This window comes from Glutamicibacter sp. AOP12-B1-11 (assembly GCF_052379245.1).
GTDB lineage: Bacteria > Actinomycetota > Actinomycetes > Actinomycetales > Micrococcaceae > Glutamicibacter.
Genome location: NZ_JBQSYL010000029.1, coordinates 1 through 19,019 on the forward strand (window position 1 = coordinate 1; position 19,019 = coordinate 19,019).

The following is a 19,019-nucleotide window of genomic DNA, read 5'->3' on the forward strand; positions in this document are numbered from 1 at the left end:
CTCAGCGTCAGAACCGTCAGCGTGCGCGCATCATTCAGATCCGCTTCAAGCAGTGATTCCAGCAGCGCGAGGCGCTGGTAGAACACCGAACGCGACAGCCGGCAGCGGGTTGCTGCCTGGGAGCGGTTGGTTGGCGAGGCCAGATAGGCTTCGAGCACGCGAAGGCACTCATCGCGCCGGTTGGCTTCCAAGGCCAAAATCGGCGCCAGCACTTGCTGTGGCAGGCGTTGCACGGCTGGTTCGTGGCGCAATTCATGGGTGAGTAGAGCCAGCGGGTAGTCGGCGGCCAAGACTACCGAAGTGCTTGGTTCCAAGCGCAGTTCACAGCCCTCGGTAGCCTGCTCGATCGAGGTCCGGATCTGCCCGAGCCCCGCAACTATTTCGCCCAGATAGAGGGGTCCTTCGAGGGCATGGGATTCCACTGCTAGACGCATCGCTTGCTGGAAGGCGTCTTGCAGCTGGATGCTCACGGTCGAAACGATGCCAAAGAGTTTGGGCGTTGGTGAATGAAGTGCACCAATAACTAGATTCATCCCATTTCCGGCATGCTGCTCAAATTCTTTCACTGCGGCTTTCGGGTCTTGCCCCGAAGCAAGCCGCACAGCGAAGCCACGCAGGGCCCGTTGCCTGACCGGGAATCCGGCAGCCTCAAATTTTCCGGTCAGCAGCTTCAAACTGGTTTCCCGGCTATTGAGCAGATCGTCGAGCAGCTCGCAGGCCGTATCGAACTTCCACAGTGCCGGACCTCTTGTGCGCAATAGCTCGGTACCCAAGGCGATGGCAGCCATGGTCAGCACATGCAGCGAGCCGGCCGGGTGGGCGGCGGAGCCCGGTGCGATCAAGGAGCCAAAATTCTTGCCATGGATTTGCACCGGAATCACCTGGCGCTCGGTATTTCCCATGAGGTGCAAGGCTCGTGATCGATCCTGCCAGTGGTCAAAGAAATCCGTTGGCAGTTCCACCGTGCTGGCGTAGCGCCGCAGGTTGTATCCGGAATCTTCGAAGACCACCGGACAGCCAAGAAGCCTGGCGCAGTCGTTCAAGACCGTTGCGGCCGGGGCGCCTAATTGCATCAGGCCGGTGAAATGCTCGGTCACTTCACCGCCTGCTTCGATTCTCCGCGTTTGCGCGGAGAACAGCAGCTGATGCAAGGTCTCGGTGATCTCGACGAATGCCACCGGCTCGTGCAGCAGAATCAATGGCAGGCGCTGCTCTTTGCAGGCGCGGACAAGACCCGCGGGGGCTTCGGGGCAATGGGCCCCGAGCTCCACTACCAAGGCCGCTGCTCGAAGCTCAACTAATTCGGCAACAAACGGTTCAAACTCCGCCTGTGCACTCCAACCGATGCCGGTGGTCAAGACCAGCTCCTGGCCGCGCAGGTAGGCGGCGGGGTTGAGGTTCTCCAAGACATGCGCCCAGCCAATGTGACGCTTCAATGACGGGGCATCGGCGATTACCTGCGGACTGCCGATCAGCATGCAGGGCAGTTGCAGCAGCTGTTCGACGGTGAGAATCGCATTGCCCGGACAGTCTGTCCGATTGGCCGGCATTTTTCCGACAAGTGTCACTGTTGGTAAGCCTCTCGCTGTGTAAAACTGTCAACGACATGGATCTTTGGTGATTCAGTTCACACGATACAGAATGTTTGGCTTTGGAAGGGGAATGCGTCGATGTTTGGTCTACCAACGTTCACGACCGTTGTCATCCTTGGGGTCCCGGCCCTCTGGGTAATCTATACGGCGGTATTTATGTGGCTCAGCCGCGGATGGAAGCGTGAAGACGTGGAGGACAACCGGTGAGCCTCGAAATCATCTTTCTCATCATCTACTTCATTGCCATGGCAGGTATTGGCTTCTGGGCGATGAAAAAGGGCCAGCAGGACTCCGAGGGATTCCTGCTCGGAGGGCGCAGCATCGGCCCGGGCGTGACGGCCCTGCGGCTGCAAAGTTCCTCGATGTCCGGCTACATGTTCATGGGCGCCGGATCCCTGGGCTACACACAGGGCTACTTTGGCATGTGGTACGCATTGGGCGATCTCGGCGGCGGCATCCTGAACCTTTCGGTCCTGGGCCGTCGCATGCGCAAGCTGTCCCAAATTCTGGGTTCCATTACCTCCATTGAATATCTGGAACACCGCTACCCGTCGAAATGGATCCGGCTGATCGCCGCCCCGGTGGCGCTGTTCTGCATGTTCTTCTATGTCCTGGCGCAGTTCATTGCCGGGGGACGCGGGCTGGAGATGGTCACCGGGGTGTCCTTCCCCGTGGCGCTGGCTATCGCCATCGGGGTGATCGTGCTGTACACCTTCCTCGGCGGCTACCTCGCGGTGGCCTACACCGACTTCGTCCAGGCCATCATCATGGTGGTGGGCATGGTCTGGATCCTCATTGCCACCCTGATCGCCATTGGCGGCTTCACCAAGGGCAACGAAGCCATTGGCGCCATCAACCCGAATATGCTGACCATGTGGGGCGCCGACCTCGGGTTCCAAGGACAGTGGGGCGTCATCATCGGTGCGCTGCTGGTCTTCTCGATTGGCTATATGGGGTGGCCGCATGTGGTGGTCAGCCACATGGCCATGAAGAAGCCGTCGGTAGCCCGCACCGCCGGTGCCTACTCGCTGATCTTCAACCTGCTATTCATTCCCGGCCCGTACCTTGTCGGCATGTTCGCGTTGATTCTGCTGCCTAACCTGGCCAATCCGGAAACCGCGATCTTCGAGGTCGCCGACGCGGTCTTGCCGACCTTTGCCGTGGGCATCGTGATGGCTGCGATCATGGCGGCCATCATGTCTACCGCCGACGCGTTGCTGCTGCAGGCCGGAACCATTGCCAGCCAGGATATCTACGCGCGCTTCATCAACAAGAAAATGAGCGACGGGCAGATGGTGTGGGTCTCGCGCATCACCGTGCTGGCTCTGGCGCTCATTGGTTTCGCCATTGCGGCCTTTGAACCGCCTGCGGTGGCGGCCATCGTGATCTTCTCCACCACGGTACTTGGCAGCGCCTTTGTCCCGGCGTATGTCTGCGCGGTTTGGTGGAAGAAGGCCAATACCGTCGGGGCTATCTCCTCGATGATCGCCGGCACGGCAGTTTCCGTCCTCTGGCAGGTATCGGGTGCCCCGGAGGCCACCGGCATCGATCCGATGGTCACCGGAATCTTGGCCTCCACCGCGGCCATGATCATCGGCAGCTTGGCTTCCCAGGCGAACCACCCCGTTCCAGAGCGCATCGTCCGGGCCCTGGACGAGACGGCGAAGATCGGGCCGATCCCGACGAAGATGCTCATCGGCCAGGACGCGTTGCTGGCGGGGCAAGCCGAAATGGCCGGCCGCAATGAGTGAGCTGGTGCTGCGCACCTTGGTCGATGAGGACTATGCCCAGTCGATATTGCAAGCGAAAGCTCCGGGCCTGGAGGTGACCTCCGCTCGACTGCGGCACCACCCGTTTGCCGGTTTCATCTTCGACGTCTCGCACCTGGCCGGTCTCGTCGGAAGGACCCACGCGCTGGTGGACTACTACACCGGCAAGGCTTTTATCAGCGGCCCGTGGCAGGCGGCCGATCCGGACCGGGCCACGCAGCTCAGCCCGGTGCAAGACCCGCAATGGAACACCATTGATTTCGACACCGCACGGCAGAAAGCCAAGTCGCTGCTGGCAACCGCCGCGCTGCGCCGCGCCCGATTGGCGTGGAAAGGCGGAGTGCGGGAACACCGCAGCGTCAACAAGGTGTGGAAGCCGAACTGGGTGCTCGACGCGAAACTCGACGGAAAGTCCTACCGCATCATGGTGGATGGGCTGAATGGAGGCTATTTCTTCATCGACTGCTGAAGTCGGGCACCGCGATGTAACTGGCAGTGCGCCTGGGCGACGTCTCTCCGCGGGAATCCAGTCGGGAACAAGCAGAGCGCAAGCCTATGGAAAACTGGGACGCAATACGCACTTGCCAAGTTCGTGAAGGGTCGCGAATGCAGTGAACTGCTCGCCAGAAGTCGGACTGGGAATGCAGGAACCAACATCTGTGGGCAATTCACACGTTGCGCCGGCCCAAGGGAAAAGGCGAATCAAAACGGTCGGCTGCTACAAGCTGGCTCCTGTTGCCGATCGATATGGAGTCGCTCGGGCAGGCGGCCCGCTACAGTTCCAAGCTCGTCGGTGCTGGTGCGTTGGAGTTCTCGGACCAAGCCGGTGCAGGCATACCAGCTAAGGTTCGAGTTCTTGAAGGTGGGTTGCAATTGCGCTGCGAGCTGTTCATGATCAGGCCGCGGGTAAGCGCACGGATCCCGTCGACATGCCCGGGGCAGGAAACGGTCAGCTGACGCGATGCGGTAGCCCGCGGTGTTGCTGGCCGACCGGCATCCTTCGCTTTTCAGAGGGTAATTGGAAGCTTGGAAGTCTTGCTCTTGGAGGCTCGTGCTTTGGTAAGGACATGGATTCGTCTTTGAATCACATGATTCCGGCTCATGGTCCCACGTCACGTTGGCCTAACCCTCTGCCCGTTTGGCTGCCAAGATCATCGGAAGAGATGCAATATGGCTCCCATGCCCACAAGGCACCGTGCGTTGCGCCTCCTGGACTAGGCCATTGGTATTAACCCTGGCCTCGATAATGGACATACCTCGATGACTAATATCTTGCTAAAAATGAGAGTCAGCACACCGGGTGATGCGCAGCACGCCGAAGCCGAGGAGGAAATCTTGAACGTACAGTCTCGATTCGCAAAGATTCTGTCAATGAATCTAGATGCCGCCGAACAGAAGCAGATTCCAGAGCTAACGCCGCAATTGGCACAGAAGCTAATCGATCGAATCGACACGATTCCTCTGTTCGCGCATGCCTACTCGCTACTGGGAAATTTCACTTATGGCACCTACCGCCCCAGCGACCTGCTGACCTACGCTTTTGAGCATGAACTGGACGGTGTCTGCATCCACCTGCTTGATGGCGAAGAGCGCAGCCTGGGGCAGGCCAGCGACGCGGAGCTTCGGGAGTTCGGAGCCACCGCGCACCAGCTGGGGCTCAAAGTACATCTGGAAATCAGCAGCACCCACAAGACGGACCTCGACGACGTGGTGCGCATTGCGCGGATCCTGAACGTCGAGCACATCCGAGTGTATTCACGCTACGAAGGCCTGCTGTCCGAGGTTCTCACCATGGTCGACAGCGACTTGCAATACCTGATCGTGCTGGCCGAGAAATACGACCTTCAGTTCTACTTCGAACAGCACGAGGAATTCAAGAGCTTCGAAATCGCAGCAATCCTGGAACGTGCAAACCATCCCCGGCTGCATGCACTGTTCGACTTCGGGAACATGATCAACGCCTACGAGCGCCCTTTGGACGCGCTTAATCACTTGGCGCCGCACATCGGCCAAGTTCATCTCAAGGGCATCAAGATCATGCCGGAAGATGGAGGCTTCGGCCACCGTGGGGTATTGCAAGGCAGCGATGACGACGACATGCCAAGCCCGCGCATGCTGTTGGACCTTTTGCTCTTGGGAGAGGATGAACCGCAGTTGGTCGCCTTCGCCCTAGAGCAGGAAAACCATTACCGTGCTCCGGCTTTCCGCCGCGCAGATGACCCGGAAGATCCGTTTATCGCCTATCGCGATCTGAGCACTACCGACCTTCCGGCCTCACTGACCTTGGACGAAATGCTGGTTGAAGAGCCGCAGTGGGCGGTCAACCAGCTGACCTATGTTCGAACAGTCCTTGCTCAACTGCGTGAACTTGCCATGTGCCGACTGGAATCGGCGTCCGAGGACGCGGCCCGCAACGAAACTCTTCAGGAGACCTGCTAATGAAAACGATCAACAAGGCCAAGTGGGGCAAATTCGTCCTGCTGATCATGGGCGGCGGCACCATTTACAAGTTGGCCAATCTCAAGGACGTTTTCTATGTCCCCATGCAGGAGCACCTCGGGCTGAGCAACACCGAAATCGGACTGCTGTTAAGCATCAACTCGATCGTGGCCACCGCCCTGTTTGTAGTCGGCGGATACCTGGCTGACCGTTTCCAGACCCGCACCGTGATCAGTGCAGGCCTGATCGGCGCCGGTGCCATCGGCTTCTACATGGCCTCGTTCCCGGACTTCAACATGATGATGGTTGTGTTCGCGATGCTCGCGGTGTGCTCGGACTGTCTGTTCTGGCCGGCGCTGCTCAAGAGCGTCAGGCAGTTGGGCGACGGCGACGAGCAGGGACGCATGTTCGGTTTCCTCGAGGGTGGCCGCGGTGTCATCGACACCATCGTGGCGTTCTCGGCCCTGGGAATCTTCATCGCCATGGGATCGGGCCTCGCTGGATTCCGTGCCGCGATCATCGCCTACTCTTCGATCAATATCGTGATCGGCATCCTGCTTTTCTTCCTGTTGCGCGGCAATTCTGCGCCGGACATCCAGGATGCCGCGGCAGCTGAGACTATGGCGCACAAGCCGACCGTAGGGGATTCCTTGAAGCTGATTGCGCGCATGCCGCAGCTGTGGTTGGTCAGCTTCACCGTGTTCATGGTTTACATCGTCTATGTGGGGCTGACCTACTTCATTCCGTACCTGTCCACCGTGTACGGACTGCCGGTGGCTCTGGTAGGCATCTTCGGCATCATCAACCAGTACGGACTGAAGATCATCGGCGGTCCGCTGGGCGGCTACCTGGCCGACAAGAAAGTCAAGAGCTCCAGCAAGTACCTGAGCTATTCTTTTCTGGCCCTGCTTCCCGTAATGGCGCTTATTGTCTTCCTGCCACAGGACGAGAAATTCACCGTACCGGTCATGGTTGCCTGTCTGGTCTTCTCATTGATCGTGTTCTCGATGCGCGGTGTTTTCTGGGCGCCGATGGATGAGGTCGGCATCCCTGATCAGATCAGCGGCACCGCCTTTGGCGTTGCCTGTCTCATCGGATATGCGCCGGGCATGTTCGGATTCCTGATCTACGGAGCGATCCTTGACGCATACCCGGGAGCCACCGGATTCCATCTGGTCTTCGCGATCATGTGCGGGCTGGCAGTAATCGGCAGCGTGATCGCCATGCTGGTGGCCAAGACCGCTAAGAAGGCGAAAAAGGTCACCACTGGCGCCTAGCGACCTCGGCAGCGCATTTCACGGCGGGTCGGCCCATAGAATACGAAGGTATACTGGGCTGGCCCGTCGTCGGCCGTGTCCTGCGGTCCGAAGCTGCTGGGGGGAGAAGGATCCATGGTGAAGGGAAGCGGAGGAAAGTTGCTGGGCGACCTGCGGCTGGACCGAGCTGGAGACAGCCCGTTGCATCGACAGATCTACACGCAGATCCGCACCATGATCCTCAGCGGACAGCTTCCCGGCGGCACGAGGCTCCCCTCTACCCGAACCCTGTGCACCGAGCTCAATGTTTCCCGGATTACCTTGGTTAACGCGTTCCAGGCTCTGGCCAGCGAAGGATTCCTGCGTTCCAGAGCTGGCGATGGCACCTACGTGGGCGACGAATGGCACAACGACTTCAGCTTCTCACCGGTGTCTCGACGCCCCGAACTATCGGTGCGCGCAGGGCTGAGCACCTCAATCCGCGGCAGCGAGCTGCACAAGCAGGCGCTGACCTCCTGGAACCCGGAAGACTCCGAAACTTTCGTGGCCAGCCAAGTCGGGACCGACCTGTTCCCCGCCCGCACCTGGAAAACCCTGGTGGCTCGCCACAGTGAACGCCGCTCCATCGACATGCTCGGTTACGGCGAGCCGCTGGGTTACCTGCCCCTGCGCGAAGCGGTGGCCGAATACCTGCGCGATTCTCGGGGCATCACACCGGCGGCCGAACAGATCGTCATCACCACCGGCGCGCAGCAGGCGTTCAATGCGCTCATGCTGCTGATGACCGATCCAGGGGACCACGTCTGGATGGAGGACCCGGGACACATCGCCGCGGCCAAGGCGATGCTGGCAAACGGCTGCACCGTGCACGGCGTCCCTATTGATGAGCAGGGTGCGAACCTGGCCGCAACGGAAGACTTTCCGGCCGGTCGTCTCATGTTCCTGACTCCCGCCCGACAGCACCCCTTAGGTGTGCGCATGTCCCTGGCCCGTCGCATGGAGTGGATCTCCTGGGCCAATGAGCGCAACAGTTGGATCATTGAGGATGACAGTGATAGCGAACTGCGCTATCGCGGGGCGCACTTGCCGCCGCTGTTCGGTCTGGATCGCGGTGCGCACGTGGTGCATGTGGGATCGTTCAGCAAAGTCATGTTCCCTTCTATCAGGGTCGGCTACGCGGTGCTGCCAGAGGACCTGGTCCAGCCCTTCGGCGCCGCGATCTCCGTGACCGGTCGGAGTCCATCCACACTGATCCAGGCGGCCGCGGCCGACTTCCTGCGCGAGGGGCACCTGAACTCGCATATCCGACGCACCCGGAAAATCTACGAAACCCGGCAGGCGGCGTTGTTGGAAGAACTGCACCGGCAGGTGGATCCGTTCATCCATGCCAGCCCGGTGGACGCGGGGATGCATTTGATCGCCAAACTGCCGCCGGGAATCGACGATCAGCTTTTGGCAGCGCAGCTGGCCGACCGCGGGGTCTACACCTATGCACTGGGGGACTACGTGCTGCAGCAGCCGGCTCCGCCGGCCCTGCTCATCGGCTTCGCGGCTACCGAGGCGCGGCATATGCCCGACGCCGTGGGCTACATGGTCCGCGCACTGCATCATATTGGCCATCGCTGGTAGTGCTGCCTCGCAGAGGCAGCCGCCTGCTCACCGGATTATCCGGTGAGCAGGCGGCTGCCAGCATATTACTGCCCGTTACTTGTTCGCGGTCAGCAGCGACATCATTTCGAAGACCAGCGTGGCCGCGGCCAGCGAGGTGATGTCCGCGTGGTCATAGGCCGGAGCGACCTCCACCACATCGGCGCCGACGATGTTCAGGGTTCCCAATCCGCGCAGGGTCTGCAGGATCTCGCGTGAGTGCATGCCTCCCATCTCGGGGGTGCCGGTGCCCGGCGCATAGGCGGGATCGAGCACATCGATGTCGATTGACAGGTACACCGGGGTGTTGCCAATGCGGTCCTTGATGCGCTGCACGACCGCGGGGATGCCCATCGTGTCGATGTCCGAGCAACGGATGATCTGGAACCCGAACTCGTGGTCGCGGATGAAGTCGTCCTTGTCGTACACCGGACCGCGGATGCCCACATGCATGGAGCGCTCCTCGACCAGCAGCCCCTCTTCGAAGGCCCTCCGGAACATTGTGCCGTGGGTGATCTCCTCGCCGAAGTACGTGTCCCAGGTGTCCAGATGTGCATCGAAGTGCAGCAGGGCCACCGGCCCGTGCACCGCCGCGGTCGCGCGGATCATCGGCAGGGCAATGGTGTGGTCGCCGCCGATGGCGATCACGGTCTTGTCCTTGGCAACCAGGCGGGTGGCCTGCTCCTGGATCTGCTGCACGGCCAGCGCGTTGTCATAGGGGGTGCAGGACAAATCCCCGGCATCCACGAACTGCGCGGACTGGACCGCGGTGGTCTGCAGTTCGGGGTGGAATCCCGGGCGCAGCAGGCGCGAGGCCTCGCGGACGTTGGAGGGGCCGAAGCGGGCTCCCGGGCGGAACGAGGTTCCGCCGTCGAAGGGTACGCCGACGATTGCGACGTCGTAGTCCGGCACTGATCCAAGCTGTGGCAGGCGGGCGAAGGTGCCCAGGCCTGCGTAGCGTGGCACCTCGGTGGCGGGCACGGGGCCGACGGGGACGAAATCAACCATGATGGTTCTCCTTGGAATTCTTTGCGCAGCCTATGGAAGGGTGATCCACACGGTTTTGGTTTCGGTGACGTAGTCCAGCTGTTCCGCGCCCAGATCGCGGCCGAAGCCGGATTTCTTGTAGCCGCCGAACGGCATGGCCGCGTCGATGGAGCTCTGCGCGTTGACGTAGACGGAACCGGCCTTCAGATCCTTGGATAACTGGTGCACGCGGTTCAGGGACTGTGAGTAAATGGTGGCGGCCAGGCCGTAATCGCTGTCGTTGGCCAGGGCCAGCGCCTCCTGTTCGGTGGAGAATCGCTGGGCCACCAGAACCGGGCCGAAGATCTCCTCGCGCACCACGACCATTTGGTTGGTGCAGTCTCCGAAGATCACCGGCGCCACGTAGTTGGTGGCGCCGTCGTCGATTGGGCCGCCGCACAATAGCTTGGCGCCTTCCTCCACACCGGCTCTGATCAGGTCGGTCACCGAACGGTACTGGGCCTCGGAGACCAGTGGGCCGATGGTGGCTTCCGGATCCAGGCCCGGGCCCAGTTTCCATGATTTGGCGTTGACAACCAGCTTGTCCATGAACTCGTCGTAGATCGAGCTCTGCACGTACAAGCGCGAACCGGCGTCGCAGATCTGCCCGGCGTTGAAGAAAATGCCAAAGGCGACTTCTTCCACGGCCTTGTCCAGATCGCAGTCCTCGAAGACCAGGACCGCGGACTTGCCGCCCAGTTCCAGGGTCATACGGGTCATGTTCTCCAGGGCCGCATGGCCCACCGACATCCCGGTTTTGGTAGATCCGGTGAAGGTGATCTTGTCGATGCCCCGATGCGCGGCCAGCGCCGCGCCCACGGTGGAGCCCTTACCGGTGAGGATGTTGATGACCCCTGCCGGGATGCCGGCCTCCAGCGCCAATTCGGCGAAGCGCAGGGTGGTCAGCGAGGTGACCTCGGGCGGCTTGACGACTGTGGTGCAGCCGGCCGCCAGGGCCGCGCCCAGCTTCCAGGCCAAGGTCTGCAACGGGAAATTCCACGGCACGATGACGCCGATGACGCCGACCGGTTCCTTGCGGGTATAGGCAACGTAGTTGCCTTCGAGTCCTGCTGGCTCGCCGCTGCGGCCGGAGATCTTCGAGGCCCAGCCTGCGAAGTAGCGGTAGGTATCGATGGTGCCCTGGATGTCCATCTCGGCCTCGGCGAGAGGCTTGCCCACGTCGATGGATTCCAGGATGGCCAGCTCCTGGAAATGCGCTTCGATCAGGTCCGCCAAGCGGTGCAGCATGCGTTCGCGGGCCAACGGGGTCTGCGTAGCCCACCCACCGGATTCGAAGGCGCAGCGGGCCGCCGCGACGGCTTCCTCCAGGTCCTCGACGGTGGCGCTAGCAAGGGTGGAGACCTGCTGGCCGGTGGAGGGCTCGATGACCGCCACGGTGGCGCCGTCGGAGGCCGGCCGCCAGACGTTGTTGATGAACAGCTCGTGCTGGCGACCCAGGAATTCCTGGACGCCGGCGGGTACGTTGTAGGCGGCCAGGTAGGCCTGCGGGTTCTCGAAGGTCTTCATTGCTGCCTCGGTATTGATTGGCGAAGTCATGGTCTGCTCCAAAGGATTCGTGCTCGAAGAGCTCTAGTAGTTGACGACGAGGCGGCCTTCGGCCTGCCCCCGGTCCAGGGCCTGGAAGGCATCGTTGATCTCGGCGAAGGGGAGGGTCTTGATCGTGGACCTGATCTTGCCCTCCTTGGCGAGGGCGAGAACCTGGTCGCGCTCCAGCCGGGTGCCGTCGGCGCTGCCGATGATCGTGATGCCCAGATCGATGATTTCTGCCGCGGCGAAGCTGAACGGCTGATTGGGCAGCGCCACTTGGATGAAACGAGCGGTCGGTGCGGCCAGGTCGAACATGCTGCGGAAGACCTGAGGGGAGGGGGCGAAGCTCAGGCAGGCGTCGGCGCCGCCCAGGGCCTGGATAGCCGCCACGGCGTCATCGCCCGGGGTGTAGGCGGCGTAGGCGCCCAGTTCCTTGGCGGTTTCGAGCTTGGCGGGATCCAGATCGATGCCGATCACCTTGGCGCCGTACAGGGCCGCGCACTGAATGGCGTACTGGCCCAGGCCGCCCAGACCGAAGACCACCGCGACGGACCCCGGCTCCAGCTGGGCCTTGCGGACCGCGCTGTAGGCGGTGACGCCTGCGCAGAGCAGCGGTGCGGCATCCGCGGAGGAGAGTTCTTCCGGGATCAGCGAGACCCAGGCGGCCGGGGCGATGACATACTCGGAAAAGCAGCCATCTACATGGACTCCGGTGGCCTTCGAATCGCGGCAGTAGGTTTCCAGGCCGCGGCGGCATTCGCGGCAGCTGCCGCAGGCCTCGTAGACGAACCCGACGCCCACCCGGGCACCGAGGGCAAGGTCTGCGCCTTCGCCCCGGACGGCCACGGTGCCCACGCCTTCGTGGCCCAGGATCGCCGGCTTCTCGCGAGGTAGTTCGTCTTCGCCCTTCCAGAAATGCACGTCGGTGTGGCAGACGCCGCAGCTTTCCATCTTGATCAGCACTTCGCCCTTGCCCGGGGTCGGGATCCGGGTCTGGCGAAGGTCGAGCGGGGCGTTGTCTTCGGTGTAGAAGGCGGCAAGCATGGTATTGGTCATTGCGGTTCAGCTCCTATTTAGTGGTAGTTGAAGTGGTCGAATCGGAGGTGTACGCACCCAGTCCGCGGGGCAGGATGAAGAGTCTTGAAGCGATCCAGTACACGCTGCCGGCCGCGGCGGCGGCCAGCAGCGAAGCGGTGGTGTAGCGGAACCATTCGCTGTGCTCGAAGGAATACGGGTTGAAGGTCACCGTGAAGACGGCGGCTCCGATGGCGAAGGCCGACATCGCTGCGATGTTGAACCCGCCGGTGAAGTAGTAGCGCGAGGCCTTGCCTTCGATGAACAGGTCCTTCAGCGCCACGTGCGTGCGGCGCAGAATGAAGTAGTCCACGATCATGATGCCGGTCAGGGCGCTATACAGCGCCGCGGTCCAGACTAGGAAGACCATGAATCCGTCGTAGAGTCCGGGAAGGACGAACAGGACGACGGCAGGGACCAGACAGAATCCTGCCACCAGCTGTTCCCAGCTGAATCTCCTGAGCAGCGTGTCGAACATCTGCCGTAATCCGACCACTGCGGTGTACAGGATATTGGCCATGCTCGTCACGTTGGCAAAAGCGACGAAGAGCAGGACGATCACGCTGAGCCACAAACCGCCGGACTCGGTCATCCACTGCGTGGGGTCCGCGCTGCCGAACTTGATGGCGCCGACCAGGCCCACCGCTTCGCCAAGCGAGGCCGCTGCGCCGATTCCGATCAGGTTTGGCCAGAACGCCACGCGCTCGTTTTTGGTGATGCGGGACAGGTTGCCCAGATACGGCCACCATGAGAAGCCTGCGGCGATGTTGATTTCCACGGCGATCATGAAGTTCACGGCGTTCGAATCGAACGGCTGACTCAGTGCCGGAAGGGACAGGAGCTCGGCGAGGCTGGAATCCTTCAGGAAGATGTAGATCATCACGCCCATCACCAGGAACAGGGCCGGGGCGACTATGGTGTTGAAGACCTTGATGGAGGTGGGGCCCTTGGCCACGACGAATGCGGTGATGGCAATGGCAACCAGGGTGATCGCGTAGATATGCCAGCCGGTTGGCTCCGGTTCGCGTTGCAGCACCACGGAGACGGCCGAGTCGATGGAACGGCCGAACATGATGCCCAGCACGACCAGCCAGCCGACGGTGAGCAGGATCATGGCAACGATGTAGATCAGCCGGCTGCCGTGGTGTCCGAAGACGCTGCGCATGAACGTGTATTGCTCGGTGCCGTACTTGCCTGCGCTGACCGAGACCGCCAGTCCGACGAGCAGCACTCCTAGAACGTTGCCAAGAACGATTGCCGACAAGCCTTGCTTAACATCGACCACCAGCGCCAGTGACCCACCGATCAGGAAACCCCAGGTGGCAATGGCAAGTGCAGCGTTGGCCCAGGTGTATTCCCAGAAGCCCCAGAGGCGCTTGCTCGGCGGGAGCGGTGCCCTGCCGCGTTCTGCTTCGATGGCGTAATCCATGTGAATTCGCTTTCAGGAGGGTCCGGAATTCTCAGAATTTCCGGGCGAGAGGCTATTGGAGTGCGAGGGTCAAGACGTAGGCAATGGCGAGAAGGAGTCCGACGACGAGGTATTCGCCGCGGGAGAGCTGCCCCTTTTGATGCGTTGCTTCATGCGCTGCGAAGTCTTCGCACACGTGACTTCGTTCGGTGAGGAAGGCCTGCTCGTCGGGGGTGGCGTCGTGTGAGCTTGCAGTGTTCATGGCGACCACTTCTGTGTAGATTTTCGAGTTGCTGCTTGAAGGCCCGGTGTGGTGAATCGAGCCGGACGGCGGCTCATCCGTTGAGGGTTTCCTCTGGTGGCCGCGTACTTTGATATTCCATAAATCCGGGTATGACGTGATGTATTCGGTCGTTTCGGACTTGTATCCATCTTCCGGCCAGGATGTGATCCGGGCAACAGGTGAACTGTAATCACTTGGCGGAGCGCGGTGTTACACTCTGTAAATGCCCTTGACGATCCGCCAATTTCTTCAGAACCCGGCGTTCAACAGATCGCGTCCCCACATCCTCGGTGACGGGACACGATTGGACGATGACGTGCGCGGAATCCACATCGCCGAATCCGCGGATCTGGCAGGACTCATCGAGGGCGGGGAGCTGATCCTGTGCTCGGGATTGGGGTTGAGTCAATCCGTTGAACAGGCAGCCGCGTTCCTCGACGAGCTCCATCGCTCCGGGGCCAGCGGAGTGGTCTTCTCCTTCTTGGCCGACGAGGCCCCGGTCAAGGCGGCACTTCGCACGGCGGCTACTTCCATGAGCTTCCCCGTGGTCTTGCTCGATGACCGCGCGCGTTTCATCGAAATCATCGAAGCCTATAATGAGATTTCGCGATCCGCGATGGTGGTTTCCGGCCCCGACGCGGTGGCGGATTTTCTGAGTTCTCCGGTCGCCGAACAGCTTTCGGTTCTTGATCTGCTCCGCACCGCGGCGGACCTGCTTGATAGGCCGCTGATCCTGGAAGACGAGCTGTCGGTAGTCCTGTTCCAGCGCGGTTTAGGCATGGAGCAGATGTCCCTTTATGCGCAGTCTCGCCAGCGAGCATGGGGGTTGGAGCAAGGCCGTTTTGAGCTGGCTGGCGAGCAGTGGGTGCACAATCCAGTATTCGTCGATGGCCGGAGGGTCGGACGCATCGTCTGCCCGTTGTGGCGCGAGTCGGCAGGATTCGCGGTCATCCTGGATCGGCTTTCCCGAATTCTCGGGCAAAAGCTGAGCGGAGACCTTGACCGGCTGCACCTGCTGCGCCAGGAATTCTTGGCTGATGCCATTGCGGATCTGCGGACCAATCAAACCGTAACGGAACAAGGCGCATGGCTGCGCCTGCGCCTTTTCGGGGTCACAGATGTGCTGGAGCTGATTCCCGCGGTGTTGTGCATTGCTTCGGGCGCAGACGAAGAAAATGATCTCAGTTCGCTGATTCGCAGATTGCGGATCGCCTTCGAGGATTTCCCGGTCCCGGTGATTGTGCGCAATGGACTAGGCGACGAATCGGAAGCCGTTGGAATGATGTTCTGCTTGGCTTCTCATGAACACCCCGAGGTGCTGCTGCAAAGAGCTTACCGGCTCGTTGAATCAGAAATTGGCCATCGGCAATGGAGTATGGGAATTGCCGGAAGCTTCGAATCATTGAAGCGGGCCGCGACGGACGGACTGCTCGAAGCCTATCGAGTGGCGCGCGGGGCATTGAGCATGGTGGTGCGCAAGCCCAAGTACTACCTGGCGCACGATCTGGGGTTCCGCTGGATACTTCAGACGCTCGTGAGCACCCCCGAGGGCGCAGCTTTCGTTCGGGATCAGCTTGGTCCTTTGAAAGAGGAGCCGGAGCTGCTGGCGATTCTGGAGGCATATCTGGGCGCCACGGGAAATATCGCGGAACTGTCGAGGTCGGTGCACCTTAGCCGCCCCAGCGTCTACGCGCGGCTTCGGCGGTTGCACGAGGAGTTCGGCATCGACGTGGAGAATGCGGACACGCGCACTTCCTTGCATATGGCTTTGGCGTTGTATCGGCTGGAGGGCCTGTAATCCATGCGCGCATTGAATTCTCAGTCCCTCGAAGCCCCGGCGTTCCTGCCGCATTTGCCGAAAGGGAATCGAGCCTGACCAGGCTGGCACCGGGACCCGGGGCCTGCCTGCATGACCTGTTGTTTCGCGCTCGCACGGAGAACAGGCGGGCGAGATCGATGCGGTCTCGCAGTTCTCCCGGACCGTCGGTTTCCCGACTAGCCCGCGCCCCCGGCCAATGCGCGGCGGAAGATCTTCGCGACTACTTCCCGGTCGGGTATCTGATCGGACAGGACCAACTGCAGCTGCAGGCCGCACAATGCCACGCCCAGCATCTTGCCGGTGATCTCATCGGAGCGGTGGCACAGGACCCGGGTCAATCCGAGGTCCCAATCCGCGGCGGCCTTGCGCAGTGCCAGCCTGGTGTAGGCCAGGGCATAGAGGTGCGACTCGAAGACGGCGGCGGTGCTGTTCTCGCCCAAAAGGTCCATGACATATCCGGTGAGCGCTTCTGCCATATCCGCGTCGTCCGGCAATCGGCCTGCCCACTGCTGGAGCTCTTCCACGCCACGCTGCGCGGCCCGACCGCCACGGCCAGCCGGGAAGGATCGTTCTACGGACGGTACCGGCTCTGCGCGATCGATGGGACGATCCTGACCTTGGCGGACATCGAGCAGAACCGGTACAAATACTCGAAGCATGCCGGTCACCACGGCGGGACCGGGTACCCGCAAGCCCGCCTGCTGGCGTTGATCGCCTGCGGCACGCGCAGCATCATGGATGTCGTGTTCGGGCCGACGACCATCGGGGAAACCACCTACACCCCGCAGCTGCTGCGCTCCATGGATGAAGGGATGCTGATCATGGCCGACCGGAACTTCGCCTCCGCCGGGCTGCTGCACCAGCTCCGGAAGACCGGCGCGCAGTTCCTGGTGCGGGTCAAGCTCGGACGGCAGCTGCCGGTGCGCCAGATACTGCCGGACGGATTCTATCTTTCAGTGCTGGCCGGACAACCGGTGCGGGGGCTCACCGCGAACATCACCGTGCATGCCGAGACAACCAGACGCACCGAAACCTACCGATTGGTGACCAGCATGTGCACCTGGACTCGACCCGCGTCGGCTTGCCCTTCCGCGAGCACACCAGCCGTCCCGGGGTCTGGGGCATGATGGGCAACGACCGGGAGAACTGGCGCGACGTGGAAATTGGATTGCCCGAGCGCGTGGCCGGAACCCTGGAACGGATGATCGCCCGCGGCACCACCAGTTGGCGTACCTTTGCCCAGGTGGACGTGGGCTGCATGCTCGTGAAATATGAAGCCGTGGTAGCCATCAAGGAGAAATTCGCCAACGAGGCCGACGTGCAGATCATGGTCTTCCCTGTGCCCGGCATCCTTCGGGAGCCGGGCACAGGGAAATACTTGGAAGACGCGCTCAAGGCAGGTGCCGACTTCATGGTCGGCATCGATCCCTGCGAGCTGGACCGCGACCCGGTCCGCCATTTGGATGTGGTGTTCGGCTTGGCCGCCTCGTGCAGGTGGACATCGGCATCCACCTGCACGAGGCGGGCACGCAGGGAGTCTTTTCCGCGGAACTGATTGCCGAGCGCACCCGGGCGCTGGGCATGGAAGGCAGGGTCAACCTGTCCCACGCCTATGGACTGGGCGCAGTCGGCGAAGCCACCAGTCGGAAGCTGAGCGACACCTTCGCCGAGCTGGACTTCTCGCTGACCTCGGTCGCACCGAGCACCTCCACCCTCCTGCCGCTGCTGGGCCTGGCCGAACCCGTGGTGCGCTTCGGGCTGGGAAAGGACGGGCAATGGGACTATTGGAGCCCTTATGTCAATTGCGAGATGCTGGACCGGACCTGGCAGCTGGCCTTCGTGTACGGCATGCCCAAAGACGAGCAGATCGAACATGCGCTCGCCGTGGCCGCCATGGGCGGCGCGTCGATCATGAAGCGCGAGATGCCGCGGCTGGCGTCCGTGGCCGACCGACCGGGCATAGCCGTGGGAGACCGTGCGGACCTAGTGCTGATGGATGGCCAGACGGTTGCCTCGGCCGTCATGGAGCGCGGCGCCGACCGCACCGTCATCCGTGACGGGCGAGTGGTGCCACGGGTTGAGGGTACTGTCGGTCAGCGAGCCATTCTGAGTTGGTGGATTCAAGGGATCGTGTGCAGCACGCCAAGTCCCAGACAGGCACAACGGACAGGCCCGCGACATTCGGAGCTGCACGGAACGCTTCACCCCGGCAATACCGCCGGTACCCCCGGTAGGCTATGCCCGAAATTTTGAAGACCGGCACCGCCTTGGCACCGGGATGACCGCCGCGCGAGCACGGTATCGATCCTTCAACGTGCCAGGGTTGGCTTGCGGGGTCCGCCCTCGTCTGCGGAAATGACTGCACCCCGGAGCAAGAGGGCCGTATTCTAGAGTTTTACAGGATGTCGAAATACGGTGCCCGGTCTGTAATACTGGTGGTGTGCAAAAATCCTCCCGTTCAACACGTGCTCTCAGAGGCACCGCCGCCGCGTTCTTCGCGACGTCCGTTTCTCTGGTTTCCCACGTACTTGCGGGCGGAGCCATACCGGACATCCTGAACATCGCGCTACCGCTGTCCCTGTCGCTCATGGTCTGCATCTTGCTCAGCGGCAAACGGTTCACGTTCTGGCGGTTGTCCATCATGGTGGGGTTCAGCCAGATGCTCTTCCACCTCCTGTTCTCCATGGGAGCAGGTCATTCCGCTCTTTCAACCGCGGGGCAAGGCATCCACGCACATCATGGAATATCCCTGGCGGTCGATGTGACCGGCTCGGCCAGTACCACCATGGCAAGCCACGGCGATGGCAGCATGCTGCTGGCGCACTTCCTTGCGGGGTTCGCTACCGTTCTGGTGCTTCACCGCAGCGAGCAGGTACTCATCGCGGCTTCGGAGATCATCGGCCTGTTCACCTGGAAACTCTTCTGGCGCCTGGTCAACTTCGCTTATCAGCCAGTGCGCCCGCAGACAGCGCCTGTGGAACCGCGCGAAATCCCTGCCTGCACGGTGGCCGTGTATGCCACGTCTGTCGTTCGCAGGGGCCCGCCCGTACTGGCAACGGTGTAAGACAACCTTGCAGTCCTTCTGGGCTGCGACTTTTCCGCTCCTGTTTGCAAAGGACCCGGAATCGGGCTCTGCCATGTCCCATCCCAGGACAAGC

General features: G+C 61.7%; 17 protein-coding genes. 10 read left to right on the forward strand and 7 right to left on the reverse strand.

Going from position 1 to position 19,019, the window contains the following annotated elements; translation table 11 throughout:
* Positions 1-1,568 (reverse strand): PucR family transcriptional regulator ligand-binding domain-containing protein (locus ACT3UQ_RS15775; RefSeq protein ID WP_444637498.1); only part of this gene is annotated, 1,568 nt, incomplete at its 3' end.
* A 227-nt stretch (positions 1,569-1,795) separates the two neighbouring features.
* Between ACT3UQ_RS15775 and ACT3UQ_RS15780 the strand changes: the two genes are divergently transcribed.
* The 5 genes from ACT3UQ_RS15780 (at position 1,796) to pdxR (ending at position 8,685) form a co-directional block, all read left to right on the forward strand.
* Positions 1,796-3,343, forward strand: a complete 1,548-nt coding sequence (locus ACT3UQ_RS15780) for a sodium/proline symporter (RefSeq protein ID WP_105552567.1) — start codon at positions 1,796-1,798, stop codon at positions 3,341-3,343.
* The gene (locus ACT3UQ_RS15785; RefSeq protein WP_444637499.1) at positions 3,336-3,830 is read left to right on the forward strand and encodes a hypothetical protein; all 495 of its coding nucleotides are present in this window, start codon (positions 3,336-3,338) and stop codon (positions 3,828-3,830) included. The genes ACT3UQ_RS15780 and ACT3UQ_RS15785 overlap by 8 nt, the downstream gene beginning before the upstream one ends.
* 902 nt (positions 3,831-4,732) lie before the next feature.
* Positions 4,733-5,800, forward strand: coding sequence for a sugar phosphate isomerase/epimerase family protein (locus ACT3UQ_RS15790; protein WP_444637500.1), 1,068 nt, complete (start codon positions 4,733-4,735; stop codon positions 5,798-5,800).
* Positions 5,800-7,077, forward strand: coding sequence for an MFS transporter (locus tag ACT3UQ_RS15795; protein ID WP_444637501.1), 1,278 nt, complete (start codon positions 5,800-5,802; stop codon positions 7,075-7,077). The genes ACT3UQ_RS15790 and ACT3UQ_RS15795 overlap by 1 nt, the downstream gene beginning before the upstream one ends.
* A gap of 114 nt (positions 7,078-7,191) precedes the next feature.
* Positions 7,192-8,685, forward strand: a complete 1,494-nt coding sequence (gene pdxR, locus ACT3UQ_RS15800; protein WP_444637502.1) for a MocR-like pyridoxine biosynthesis transcription factor PdxR — start codon at positions 7,192-7,194, stop codon at positions 8,683-8,685.
* A 75-nt stretch (positions 8,686-8,760) separates the two neighbouring features.
* Here the strand turns inward: pdxR and speB are convergent, their stop codons facing one another.
* From speB to ACT3UQ_RS15825, 5 genes are read right to left on the reverse strand one after another with little or no spacing between them, the layout of a single operon-like run.
* Positions 8,761-9,711, reverse strand: coding sequence for an agmatinase (gene speB, locus ACT3UQ_RS15805; RefSeq protein ID WP_096254347.1), 951 nt, complete (start codon positions 9,709-9,711; stop codon positions 8,761-8,763).
* Between the two features lie 30 nt (positions 9,712-9,741).
* On the reverse strand, positions 9,742-11,286 hold the full coding sequence (locus ACT3UQ_RS15810) for an aldehyde dehydrogenase family protein (RefSeq protein ID WP_219843905.1): 1,545 nt from the start codon (positions 11,284-11,286) through the stop codon (positions 9,742-9,744).
* A gap of 33 nt (positions 11,287-11,319) precedes the next feature.
* Positions 11,320-12,333 carry an alcohol dehydrogenase catalytic domain-containing protein gene (locus ACT3UQ_RS15815; protein WP_444637503.1) on the reverse strand — a complete coding sequence of 338 codons (1,014 nt, stop codon included), beginning with the start codon at positions 12,331-12,333 and terminating at the stop codon, positions 11,320-11,322.
* Positions 12,334-12,346: 13 nt separating this feature from the next.
* The gene (locus ACT3UQ_RS15820) at positions 12,347-13,780 is read right to left on the reverse strand and encodes a purine-cytosine permease family protein (protein WP_096254349.1); all 1,434 of its coding nucleotides are present in this window, start codon (positions 13,778-13,780) and stop codon (positions 12,347-12,349) included.
* 52 nt (positions 13,781-13,832) lie between these two features.
* Entirely contained in the window at positions 13,833-14,021 is a 189-nt protein-coding gene (locus tag ACT3UQ_RS15825; RefSeq protein ID WP_105650512.1) for a hypothetical protein, read from the reverse strand.
* Positions 14,022-14,265: 244 nt separating this feature from the next.
* Here ACT3UQ_RS15825 and ACT3UQ_RS15830 point away from each other — a divergent pair, with 244 nt between their 5' ends.
* Positions 14,266-15,840 (forward strand): PucR family transcriptional regulator, encoded by a 1,575-nt coding sequence (locus ACT3UQ_RS15830; protein ID WP_444637504.1) that lies wholly within the window; start codon positions 14,266-14,268, stop codon positions 15,838-15,840.
* A gap of 197 nt (positions 15,841-16,037) precedes the next feature.
* Here the strand turns inward: ACT3UQ_RS15830 and ACT3UQ_RS15835 are convergent, their stop codons facing one another.
* Positions 16,038-16,301: a hypothetical protein gene (locus ACT3UQ_RS15835; protein ID WP_181148334.1), complete on the reverse strand. Its 264-nt coding sequence runs from the start codon at positions 16,299-16,301 to the stop codon at positions 16,038-16,040.
* Here ACT3UQ_RS15835 and ACT3UQ_RS15840 point away from each other — a divergent pair.
* The 4 genes from ACT3UQ_RS15840 (at position 16,263) to ACT3UQ_RS15855 (ending at position 18,925) form a co-directional block, all read left to right on the forward strand.
* On the forward strand, positions 16,263-16,988 hold the full coding sequence (locus ACT3UQ_RS15840; RefSeq protein ID WP_444637505.1) for a transposase: 726 nt from the start codon (positions 16,263-16,265) through the stop codon (positions 16,986-16,988). The two genes, ACT3UQ_RS15835 and ACT3UQ_RS15840, sit on opposite strands and share 39 nt — an antisense overlap.
* Positions 16,985-17,416 carry a hypothetical protein gene (locus ACT3UQ_RS15845; RefSeq protein ID WP_240520446.1) on the forward strand — a complete coding sequence of 144 codons (432 nt, stop codon included), beginning with the start codon at positions 16,985-16,987 and terminating at the stop codon, positions 17,414-17,416. Before ACT3UQ_RS15840 ends, ACT3UQ_RS15845 begins: the two co-directional genes overlap by 4 nt.
* A complete protein-coding gene (locus ACT3UQ_RS15850; RefSeq protein WP_258138623.1) occupies positions 17,350-18,114 on the forward strand; it encodes an amidohydrolase family protein in 765 nt (254 codons plus the stop codon). Before ACT3UQ_RS15845 ends, ACT3UQ_RS15850 begins: the two co-directional genes overlap by 67 nt.
* A 187-nt stretch (positions 18,115-18,301) precedes the next feature.
* Positions 18,302-18,925, forward strand: a complete 624-nt coding sequence (locus ACT3UQ_RS15855; RefSeq protein WP_096254355.1) for a hypothetical protein — start codon at positions 18,302-18,304, stop codon at positions 18,923-18,925.
* The last annotated feature ends 94 nt before the right edge of the window (positions 18,926-19,019 follow it).